We start from the raw sequence: 11,555 nt of genomic DNA, 5'->3' as shown, positions 1-11,555 counted from the left end.
TGCGATTCGTGTTATCTGCAAGGCGTCAAAACCTGCCACCAAATACTTGCACACACTTACTTGAGTGAGTAGGCTTTCACCGTATTGTGGAAAAACGTCGGTACAAACAGCATCTTGGTAGTCGGATTATACCCAATATCTGCCGAGCTGATCTTCTGCGCGGAGGTGTCTGATTTTAGTTCGGTCGTTCCGTCCGCACGAACGTGCCAGATTTTGCCAGCCCACTCGGTGACGATGTACTCCTTGTTGCCCAAAGCGACAATACCATCGATACCACCCATCCCTTTGGCTATCGTGCTGAGTTGTTTGGTTGCCGGATTCAGACTCAGTAACGAGCCATCGCCATTACCGATCAGTAGTTGGTTGTTTTCGAATAACAGCCCGTTGGTACCTTTTAGCGGAGCACCTTCCAGAACAAGACTACTCTTGCCATTCGTTATTGCCCATACCTTACTATCATTCGAGTCGGTAACGTACACGACGCCTTTCTGGGGATCGATGGCAATATCATTGAGAAACTTGGCACCGTCGATGGGATATTGGTTCAGGATTTTACCCGTTGCCAGATCGATCTCGGCGACCTGCGTCATCTCGGTCACGTACAGCTTATTCTTCAGCACCCCCATCCCCTTGGTGGAATTAAGGTTGTCGGTAAATTTCAGCTTGATCACCTTACCGTCCAGACCCACTTTGGCAATGTAGCTACTTTTATTTTCCGGCTTTGGGCTGCCATTGATGCAGGAAACATACAGGACATTCTGGCTGGGCTCGAACAAAACACATTCGGGTGTGCGCAGTGTCGTATCGCTTTCCCACACCGGTTTCAGGGCAACGGTTTGAGCCTGCACGAGCGTATATATACTGGCGAGTAAGCCAAGCGGCAGGGCAAGGAGTGTTTTTCTCATGGTGGTCGGTTTAGACGAATGCATGAAAAGCCACGACCCGGCTTATATTACCCGGCTAGTCCGGATAATTCAGCGCAATTCTTACGGTGCGGTAAAATGGAGTCTGATTCTACACCGAGAAACGTGTCACTCCGGCTTGCCCTAAACTAGCGCTAATTCCCTAAAAACGCGAATGTTCTTCCCTGGTAACGCGCTAAGGGAAGGCTATCCCGAATCAGGATAAACGAGTTGTAGACCCCATCGGTCGCGGCAAAATTCTGTACCCAGGCAGGAATCGAGCCACCGGGATCGACCCGGCAGGTGTAGGTGATCGACAAGGTCCGTTTCTTCTCGTCAGCGCGAACCTGCCAGTCGGCTTGCCAATCCGTAATCCTGACGTTCCCCTTTTTTTCGGGAACCAGATTCGGCAAACCAACCCCTCGGACGTGGAGCAGTTTAGTGGCCGGATCGCGCGAGAAGGTGAGCTGAACTGCCATGTCCCGGTCCTGAACGACCGGTAACTCATTAACGATGTAATAGGTAAACCGCGTTTCATTCACGCGTTGTAACAACTGGGCCGTTTTCGTTTTGTAAAGGACTTCTTTGTAGTTGTCTACGTCCGACAACAAAGCGACCAGCTGGCTCATCGTACCTGGAATCACGCAGACCGCTTTTAGCTCCTCCAGCCGACTTCCATCCGTGTGTCGGGAGTAAACCTGAATTTGATCTTTGTTCTTCCGTAAACGCCATTGACCTTCGGACTGCGCTGCGGCCCATTGTGCGGTTACGACAAGACAGACGAGTAAAAGCCACTTAACGTAGCTTGCTTCACCCATTCGTAAGGGAACATGCTTCTCTACTCTAACGGAAATACGGTTCATACGTCAACAATCCAGCAAAAAATAGCCGCTGAAAATGCCCTTTACTCTTTTGACAGAACGAATTGATCAGGGTATAGTTGCACTTCACGTCAAAAGCGTTACGACTAAACGTACGCACAGTGTTGTTTTTACTGTCAATGCATAGCGGTCCAGGTGGCATTCAAGACCCCACTACGCTTGTTCATGAACTTTTATCGGGTTGCGCCGGAGGGGAATTTCTGGGGCGTGGTGGTCGGGCCAAGAATGGTTATACGTCCATTTTTCACGTGCATCCGGTCGAGGCACACGACCCGTTCATCGCCCGTTTTGGCGGTTCGCGCATGGTAAACACAAAACATCTCTTTGCCATCCGGTGAGTACGCGATGCTGTTGTGTCCCGTTCCCGTTACGGAGCCACCTTTGTCCGTATTTTTCTGCAAGATCGGATTGTTAGCCGCTTTGGTGTACGGTCCCAACGGCGAACTAGCGGTGGCGTACCCAATGGCGTAGTACTGACCACCAAAGTGATTGGCCGAGTACATAATGTAATAGATGTTATCTTTCTTAAACGCAACCGAGCCCTCTGTCCAACGGCGATTTACTTCGCGGGCCGTAACCGACCGGCTCTCCCATTCGGCCTGTTTGTCGCTGAGCTTGACCGGAGGGCGCAGGATTAGAACCGGTTCGCCGATAACGCCGGAGAAATCGGGTTTGAGCTCGACCCCATACACCCAGCTTTCTTCGATCTCCTTGAACCAGCCCTTATCGCGGGCTAGCGTGGCCACGTCGCTTTCGACCGGATGCTTGTAGCAGCAACGCGAATAATACAAGTACGCCTTGCCGTTGGTGTCAAACAACACGTTGGCATCGATGATGGGGTAGCCGGGGTCGAAAACGGGCTTGTTCGCCAGGTCAACGAATGGCCCGGTCGGTTTATCGGCTACGGCCACGCCAATCCGGAAGTTTTCCAGATCACGGGCCGGATTTTCTTTCCACTGGGCACTGTAGAACAGGTAATACTTGCCCTTCACTTCATATACTTCGGGAGCCCAGTAAGCGCCCCCCCACGCTGCTTTTGGGTCGCTCCACCCGTTTTTGTTATCGTGGAAATAGACCTGCCCTTCGCTCTTCCAGTTCACCATATCCGTTGATGAATAGGCCACGAAACCCTTATCCGCTCCTGCGCCGGTGCCGTACATGTAATAGGTGCCCTTCGTGTTCAGTATATACGGGTCGCCAAACTGGACGGGTAATGGATTGGAAAAAGTCATGTTGGGTGCGGCAGGCTGTTGGGCTGTCTGCGCCTTGCTGGTCTGCCCAAACAGCGTAGTGAGTAGGAAAGCCAGGAGCATTATTCGTTTCATGTTAAGGATTTTTGTCGTTCTTCGGTGTAAACGATTCCCACGAAAACTCGTTCAAAAAATAGCCCATCAGCGGCTGATCATTCACGGCCAGCCTACCGTCGGATGGTGCTCGGGAGTACGCCGAAGTACTGTTTAAAAGCGACCGTAAAGTGAGCTGGATTTTTGTAGCCAACCCAGTATGCTATTTCACTGATCGTTTTGTCGCCCGCCAGCAAAAGGCGTTTGGCATCCTCCATCCGGCGTCGGGTAACATAGCCCAGTATGGTCGTTCCGGTCTGCTCTTTGAATCCGCGTTTGAGGTTGAACTCATTCAGACACACCAGCTTAGCCAGTTCAACAATCGTTGGTGGATCGGCATAGGAAGCGTCCAGTATTTCGCAGGCTTCGTGCAGTTTACGGATATCCGCTGTCTTTGATGGAAAACCTATCGGCTGCGTACCCTGCATTTGTTCGAGCTGAAGCATGAGCAGTTCGGTTACTCTGGATTCCAGAAATAATCGCTTTAATGACCCCGTACGCGGACTGGTACGCATATCCCGGATCAGCCAGTCCATCAGGGGTGTTATCGGGAGGTTTTTGGCACTGGCATACCCTGTTTTCTGCTGCGCCATCAGGGTATCCAGTTGCCGATGCAGCCCACTGCTGGACGCTAGTAGCCGAATGTACGTCTCTTTCGGAATCACTACGATACAATAATCTAGTGGCTGATCGGACGCGTAGTAGTCATAAGTACTCTTCGAACGGGGAATGTAGCAGATATTATGCTGGCCCGTCGAAAAGCGTTGTCGGCTCGTCGTTTCCGTCGTCAGGCCCTGGCTTTCACCCCGCAGTGCAAAATCCAGCTGAATGACCTCCTCCTCTACTTCTTTGCTTAACTGAACAGATTGGGTAAGCTGAAAGGTACAGTGCGCGATAAAGAAATTCCCCGTCGAAATCTGCGTATCGGTTATACAACCCATCTGCTCGTGCTGGATGCGGGCCAGTTTTTCCTGAAAAGGATTCTCTACGCCTGCCGGTCCTGCCAAGGCTTCCCGTCGCAATAATAGGTCAACACCCTTAAGTTTTAGCATTATTTCCATACTGGCCCGATTTCAACAGGAATCTTCCCATTTGCGATACCTACTCTACCGCTTCAAGCCACAAATTTGCAATAAATTAGAATTAATCTAAATAAATGAAACACATTTTTACTAGTACTATAGTTTGCCTAAGCCTGCTGATTCTATTGAATGTACAGGTCCTTGCTCAGTCGCACGGGTCGATTCGTGGCTTAGTGAAAACCAGCGATGGTAATCCGGCCTCCTTCGTTAATGTTAGTCTGAAAGAAATTCGAAAAGGTACGGTCACAGCAGAAGACGGGACTTATCAGCTGAAAGGAATAAACCAGGGTACGTACACCCTTCAGATTACGTTCGTGGGCCTGCAAACGCAGGAAAAGACGATATCCGTACAGAGTGGGCAAGCCATCACGGTCGATTTTTCACTGGCTGAAAATACATCGCAGTTGAGTGAAGTCGAAGTAACCGGCAATAACCAGGTCGTTACGCTGGGTAAAGCGGGTCTTGCTCCGCTGGATATGCCGCAGATGACGGGCGTGGTCAGTAGTGTCGTGATCGCGAACCAGCAGGCAGCCCGTCTGGGGGATGTCCTGAAAAATGTCAGCGGAGTATCGTTGACCCAGCAACGGGGTGGTGTGGCCGAAACCTTTTCGGCACGGGGCTACAGCATCGGTATTGCGGGAGCCGGTGGCAATATTTTCAAAAATGGGGTGATCTCCAATACGATGGGCTTCCCCGAAGCCAGCACGCTGGAATCCGTTGAAGTGTTGAAAGGAAGTTCTGCCCTGTTGTATGGTAATGTATCCGGCGGACTGATTATCAATATGGTCACGAAGAAGCCGAAGTTCGAGTATGGCGGTGAAGTATCAATGCGGGTCGGTAGCTACGGCCTATATAAACCCATTGTTGACCTCTACGGTCCGCTGGCCAAAAATCTCGCCTTCCGGGTTGTGGGAACGTACGAAACGGCCAAAAGCTACCGGGATGTGGTCAAAACAAACCGGGTCTATGTCAACCCCTCCCTGCTCTATAAACTGGGCCAAAAGACATCCATTTTGCTTCAGGGCGATTATCTGAAGTCAGACCTGACACCCGACAATGGCATTGGGTCGCTGAATGCGAATCAGGATGCGATCATCCCCGATGTGCCCCGGTCGCGGTTCATCAATACGCCCTGGGCTTACAACAATGTAAAGCAGACCTCTGGCTCCCTCAATATCGATCATGCGTTTAACAGCAACTGGAAACTGACCGCCATTGCCTCCGCGCAGGGAACCGACGTGACCGCCTACGGAGCGGGTGTCCCCAACAACAACGTATCGGCCACGGGCGACTGGACCCGCACGCTTAGCCGAACCATGACTAGCGAAGCGAACAGCACCGGCCAGATAAACCTCAATGGCCGGTTCAACACGGGCGCTGTCGGGCATCAGTTGCTGGTGGGTGGCGATATCGTTGGTATCGTCAGCAAAAGCACTGCCTATACCGTCAATTACGGAGCGGGGAAAACAGCCTACGATAAAATAAACATTCTGAATCCGAGCCTGTTCGAAGCCCGCACCGACATTCCCGATGCTACGGCAACGACCCGCACCACGTCACCATCGACCCGGTTGGGGTTTTATGTACAAGACCTGATCGGCCTGTCGGATAAAGTCAAGATTCTGGCGGGTGTTCGGTGGTCGCAGCAGAAAACGGTGCAGACAACCATTCTGAACCAACTCACGCAGGTTGAAACGCGGGGAACCGCCGAAACCAAAACCGATGCGGCCTTTTCGCCCAAAGTGGCCTTGCTGTATCAGCCTACCCGAACCACGTCGTTTTTTGGTAGCTACGCCAACAACTTTACGATCAACACGGGGGTCGACATTTACGGACAGATCCTGAAACCGTCTATCGTCGATCAGGTTGAAGCGGGCGTAAAAAATGAATTGTTCAACGGTCGAATCACGGCGAACCTGGGCGTTTACCACATCGTCAACAGTGATCTGGCACAGATGGCACCACTCAAAGCCGATGGCACGGCCAATGCCGACGCGAACGTGAAAGAGTTTACGGGCCAGACCACGAGTGATGGGCTGGAAATAGACCTGACGGGTAACCTGTCGAAGAACTTCTATTTCATCACCGGCTACGGCTACAATTATATGCGGTACACGAAGGCATCGCTCGTTCGGGGTTCCCCCATCGAAGGCGAACGGCTGACCAACAACCCGGCCCACACCGCGAATGCAACTATTTTCTACACGTTCGATCTGCCGCAACTGCGGGGTCTGAAACTAGGCGCATCAGCCTTTTACACGGGTGCTCGTTTTGGTGGAAACAACAATACGTATGGTCAGACACCAGCGTTCAGTCGCCTGATTCCACTAACGAGTTTCACGACAATTGACCTGTCGGCAGGCTATACGTACCGGAAGATTTCGATTCTGGCCAAAGTATCGAACATCACCAATGAGCTGAACTACCTGATTCATGACCGCTACAGCATCATGCCGATTCCGCCCCGGCAGTTCGTCACGACCCTGTCTTATCGGTTGAAATAATATGCTTAGACCGGGCTGGGGGGTAAGCTGGATGTTGACACTTGACAGCCGGCTTACCCCCCAGCCCGGTCTAAAAAATGGACATTTCGCGTAGCAGTTAATATTAGCGGCCAAACATTCTTATTTAGACTGAATCTTAGTAATTTGCACCCTCGTTAGGTATCCACCAATTCTGAACTCCCTCTATCAGCCGTTTAAGTCACGCAAATTCGTATGAAAAAACTAGTTGCAGCCATTCTGGTAGGCGTTTCGCTCTCCGCTCAGGCTCAGAAAAACGTTCTGCTGGAACAGTCGTTCTGGCTAGGCAAACCCGATGCGAATCAGGTCAAGGCAGAAGTCGAGAAAGGCAGCAACCCGTCTCAGTTCAACCAGGCGAGTTTCGATCCCGTCGTGATGGCGATCAATGCGCAGGCTCCCAACGAAACGATCAAGTATCTGTTGTCGCAGCCGGGTAACGATGTAAGCAAGATCACCCACGATAGCCGCATTTATTTGCACTGGGCCGCCTTCCGGGGCAATACAGAGATCATGGAGTACCTGCTTTCGAAAGGCTCTAAAACGAATGTTGAAGACAGTCACGGTGCCACGCCGTTAAATTTTGCAGCGGGCAGTGGCCAACCCGACACGAAAGTATATGACTTGTGCATCCAGAACGGAGCCAACCTCAAAAAGGACCTGAATCATGATGGAGCCAACGCACTCTTGCTGGCTGTAGCAAACGATAAAGACCTTAAACTGACCGATTACTTTATCTCGAAAGGGCTGGATCTGAAAAGCACGGATGCCGCCGGAAACAACGCGTTTAGTTATGCGGCCAGAAGTGGAAATATCAACATCCTGAAGGCGTTGCAGCAGCGAGGAGTTCCGGTAAACCCAACGGCGATGATCATGGCGAGTCAGGGTGGCCGTCAGGGCGCTGCACCCATCGAAACGTTCCAGTATCTGGAAAGCCTGGGTATTAAACCGACTGTAACTAACAAGAGCGGAGAAACCGTTTTGCATGCCATCGTTCGCCGACCCAAGCAGACCGAACTCATTAAGTATTTTCTGGATAAAGGCGTCGATGTCAATCAGGCTGACGACGAAGGCAATACCGTATTTATGAACGCGGCAGCGGCCAACCGGGATATCGCCGTGCTGGAAATGCTCCAGCCGAAGGTGAAAAATATTAATCAGAGCAACCAGAAAGGCGTAACGGCACTGGCTATGGCCGTACAGGGCAACTCGCCCGAGGTAGTGAGCTATTTATTGACCAAAGGAGCTGACGTTACCGTTACGGACAAAAATGGCGATAATCTGGCTGCTTACCTGATCCAATCGTACAGACCAACCAGCGGCCCCCGGCTGGATGGCCCACGGCCAGAAGGCGGTCCTCGCCCGGAAGGTGGTCAACGGTCTGAGAATGGACCACGAACCGATGACTTTACGGCCAAATTAAATCTGCTTCAGGAAAAAGGACTAGACGTCAAGGCTCCGCAGAAAAACGGCAATACGCTGTATCACTTAGCGGTCGCCAAGAATGACCTGTCGCTGATGAAACGCCTGGAGCCTCTTCAGATCGATGTAAACAGCAAAAACAAGGAAGGAATTACCGCTCTGCACCGGGCAGCTATGGTGTCGAAAGACGATGCTCTGCTAAAATACCTGTTGTCGATTGGTGCCAAAAAAGACATCGCCACCAACTTTAAAGAAACCGCGTTCGATCTGGCCAGCGAAAACGAATCGCTCGCTAAAAACAACGTATCCGTTAACTTCCTGAAATAAAAAATATGTCATTTTTGCCTAAAATCGGCTTACTGGTGCTGGCTCTGGCGTTTGCCCAACCATCGGCATCACTGGCTCAACAACCGGGTACGGTCAAGTATAAGTGCATGATCCAGATGACCAACTACATGGGCGAAGGGGCCTACATTGTGGTGTCGCTCATCAACGGGAAAGGTGCCTACGATAAAACGCTGTACGTGCTTGGCTCCAACAAAAAATGGTACCCCGATGTAAAGGAATGGCATAAGGCTTACGCCAAAAAACGAACCGACATCAGCGCCATAACCGGAGCTTCGGTGGCAGGTGGCGACCGTAGCGTTACCGTACTGGAGATCGAAAGCGCAAAGATCGACAAAGATTACAAACTACGGTTTGAAAGTGCGGTGGAAGACAATAAGTACTACGTAAAAGACCTGGAAATTCCGCTAACGACAGACGCTCTTTCCGCCAAAAGCGAGGGTACGGGATACATCCGCTACGTACGTTTTAGCCCCAATACCAGCAACTAAGGGGTATCACAATGCACCAGAACACTGATTTTTATGATCGATACGAGTAAGTTATGATGTACCCCTGTGTATCGAGGGCAAGCGCGTACTGAACGAAGAAATTATCCTGTTTTGAGTTCCTAGGCTCCGGTAGGTCAACTCCTCTAGTAATCGTCGTAAGAATCAGTGTTCCAGTGCCAACAGCGGCTAGCTTTATGACCATTTCCATTTGGAGATACAGCCACTTAGCCCTGGCTGTATCTTCTTTTCTTTTATTGACGGTAGCCTCGATCACCGGCATTATTCTGGCGTTCGAACCCGTATCGCAGAAAATTCAGCCCTATCGTGTCGATAACGTTGATCAGATTACCCTCGCTCAAACGCTGCCGGTTCTGAAAAAAAACGTTTCCGAAATCAGTGAGCTAAGCGTTGATGCCAACCAGTTTGTGCAGATCAAGGGGAGCGATGCCGACGGCAAAAACCTGACCGCTTACGTTGATCCACGAACGGGCAAAACCCTGGGTATTCCCACCAAACAAAGTGAGTTTTTCGAATGGGTTACGGCTTTGCACCGATCGCTGTTCCTACACGAAGCGGGCCGGTTTTTTATCGGACTGACAGCCTTTCTGCTCCTGCTGATCACGGTGTCCGGCACCATGCTGATTATCCAGCGGCAACGGGGCGTAAAGCGATTCTTTACCCGCATTGTCCGCGACAACTTTGCTCAGTATTACCACGTCGTACTGGGTCGGTTGTTGCTGATTCCGATCTTCGCCATCGCCCTGTCGGGAACGTACCTTTCGCTGGCCCGGTTCGACCTGATCGGCATGACGAAAATTTCTCCCAAAATTGACTTTGATGCCATTCAGTCTAAACCACAACGTCCGTTGCGGCAACGGGCTTTAGTTGACTTTGCGGTCTTTAAACAGACAAAGCTGACAGAGGTACAAAGCATCGAGTTTCCGTTTTCAGAAGATCCCGAGGAATACTACACGCTGAAGCTCAAGGATCGCGAACTGACCGTCAATCAAATCACGGGCGACATTCTCAGCGAAAACCGGTACCCAACCGCTGTGTTGCTAACCAACTTGAGTCTGGATTTGCACACGGGTCGGGCCAGTGGCCTATGGGCTATTATCCTGGCCATCGCGTCCGGAAACATTCTCTTTTTCATCTACTCCGGTTTTGCCATCACCTGGAAACGGCTGGCTAACCGCGTTAAGAACAAGTACGCTGCCGACGAGTGCCGATTCATCATTCTGGTTGGTTCAGAGAATGGCAGCACGTACCGATTTGCCCAACTCATTCATCAACAGTTGCTTAAACAGGGCGAAAAGTCCTTCCTGACCGAGCTTAACAACTACGCTGTTTTCCCCAAAGCAGAGCACCTGATCGTGCTAACGGCTACGTATGGTCTCGGCGAGGCTCCGACCAATGCCCGGCGCTTTGCCACACTGGTTGATAAATACCCACAACTACAGTCGGTTCGCTACTCGGTACTTGGTTTCGGGTCGCGGGCTTACCCCGACTTCTGCCAGTTCGCGTTTGAAGTAAACCAATTACTGGCCCGGCAATCGTGGGCGTTGCCGCTGGTCGATATTCACACGGTCAATGATCGGTCGCCGGACGAGTTTAACTTATGGGCCGAAGCCTGGTCGCAACAGGCCGACCGACCAATGCCGGTTTCGGCAACCCTGTTGACGGCTCCGGCTACCCGTTTTGACACGCTCACCGTGACCGACAATACCCGCACGGCGGAGCCAGATGGTACGTTTCTAATTCGAATGCGTTCTCACCGTCGGCGGGGTGTCACATCGGGCGACCTATTGGCCATCTACCCCAACAACGACCACCGCGAACGGCTCTATTCGATCGGTATGCTGGACAACGAAGTTCAACTGAGTGTCCGGCTACATCCGGGCGGGCTTGGATCCGGCTTTTTACACGAACTGACACCGGGTAAAACGATTCAGGCCCGGATTGTCCGCAATGATCATTTTCATTTCCCAAGAAAAGCGCCAATTGTCATCATGATCGCCAATGGCACCGGTATCGCGCCGTTTCTGGGCATGATCAGTCAGAACAAACAGATACCCTGTCATTTATACTGCGGTTTCCGCCAAAGTAGCTCGTTCGCCGTTTATCGCAACTTCCTGGAAGAAAGCCGGTCAGCCGACAAACTCACGAACTTACATGTGGCTTATTCGCGGGAGGGAGAAAAGCAATATGTCAGCGATCTGCTCGCCCGCGACGCCGACTTCCTCGCCAACGCGCTGATGATGAAAGGCGTGCTAATGATCTGCGGATCATTGGCTATGCAGAAAGATGTCATTGACCTGCTCGAAACGATCTGCCAGACAAAACTAGGCAAGCCTGTCAGCGTGTACCAGTCCCACAGTCAGATCCTGATGGATTGTTATTGAACCCCTTACCCCCGACTCCCCTCCCGCAACGGGAGAAGGGAAAGAATTGGTAGCTGCGCTCCTCTCGCCCAGCATGGGAGGGGCCGAAGGTGAGGGTAAACCTTGAGACACGTTGGCCGACCATCCCAAGAAACGGGCTTTTACCAGGGCAGCACAGCATAGACTATT

At 51.5% G+C, this 11,555-nt stretch carries 8 protein-coding genes; 4 read left to right on the top strand and 4 right to left on the bottom strand.

Annotated elements, in window-relative coordinates; translation table 11 throughout:
- Positions 1 to 56: 56 nt before the first annotated feature.
- The 4 genes from GK091_RS22345 to GK091_RS22330 all read right to left on the bottom strand — a co-directional run bounded on the left by GK091_RS22345 (position 57) and on the right by GK091_RS22330 (position 4,178).
- Positions 57 to 905 carry an NHL repeat-containing protein gene (locus GK091_RS22345; protein WP_164042162.1) on the bottom strand — a complete coding sequence of 283 codons (849 nt, stop codon included), beginning with the start codon at positions 903 to 905 and terminating at the stop codon, positions 57 to 59.
- A 152-nt stretch (positions 906 to 1,057) separates the two neighbouring features.
- The gene (locus GK091_RS22340; protein ID WP_164042160.1) at positions 1,058 to 1,765 is read right to left on the bottom strand and encodes an SRPBCC family protein; all 708 of its coding nucleotides are present in this window, start codon (positions 1,763 to 1,765) and stop codon (positions 1,058 to 1,060) included.
- Between the two features lie 191 nt (positions 1,766 to 1,956).
- On the bottom strand, positions 1,957 to 3,108 hold the full coding sequence (locus tag GK091_RS22335; protein WP_164042158.1) for a glycoside hydrolase family 43 protein: 1,152 nt from the start codon (positions 3,106 to 3,108) through the stop codon (positions 1,957 to 1,959).
- 92 nt (positions 3,109 to 3,200) lie between these two features.
- Positions 3,201 to 4,178: a helix-turn-helix transcriptional regulator gene (locus GK091_RS22330; protein WP_164042156.1), complete on the bottom strand. Its 978-nt coding sequence runs from the start codon at positions 4,176 to 4,178 to the stop codon at positions 3,201 to 3,203.
- A gap of 104 nt (positions 4,179 to 4,282) precedes the next feature.
- Here GK091_RS22330 and GK091_RS22325 point away from each other — a divergent pair, with 104 nt between their 5' ends.
- From GK091_RS22325 to GK091_RS22310, 4 genes are all read left to right on the top strand, one after another.
- Entirely contained in the window at positions 4,283 to 6,712 is a 2,430-nt protein-coding gene (locus tag GK091_RS22325) for a TonB-dependent receptor (protein WP_164042154.1), read from the top strand.
- Positions 6,713 to 6,925: 213 nt separating this feature from the next.
- Positions 6,926 to 8,476, top strand: a complete 1,551-nt coding sequence (locus GK091_RS22320; protein ID WP_164042151.1) for an ankyrin repeat domain-containing protein — start codon at positions 6,926 to 6,928, stop codon at positions 8,474 to 8,476.
- Between the two features lie 5 nt (positions 8,477 to 8,481).
- Entirely contained in the window at positions 8,482 to 8,985 is a 504-nt protein-coding gene (locus tag GK091_RS22315) for a DUF2271 domain-containing protein (protein WP_164042148.1), read from the top strand.
- A 194-nt stretch (positions 8,986 to 9,179) separates the two neighbouring features.
- Positions 9,180 to 11,387 carry a PepSY domain-containing protein gene (locus GK091_RS22310; RefSeq protein WP_164042146.1) on the top strand — a complete coding sequence of 736 codons (2,208 nt, stop codon included), beginning with the start codon at positions 9,180 to 9,182 and terminating at the stop codon, positions 11,385 to 11,387.
- Positions 11,388 to 11,555 lie beyond the last annotated feature (168 nt).

It is taken from the genome of Spirosoma agri, assembly GCF_010747415.1.
Taxonomy (GTDB): domain Bacteria; phylum Bacteroidota; class Bacteroidia; order Cytophagales; family Spirosomataceae; genus Spirosoma; species Spirosoma agri.
The sequence above is the reverse complement of the archived record's forward strand: the minus strand, read 5'-3'. Positions and strand labels throughout refer to the sequence as shown.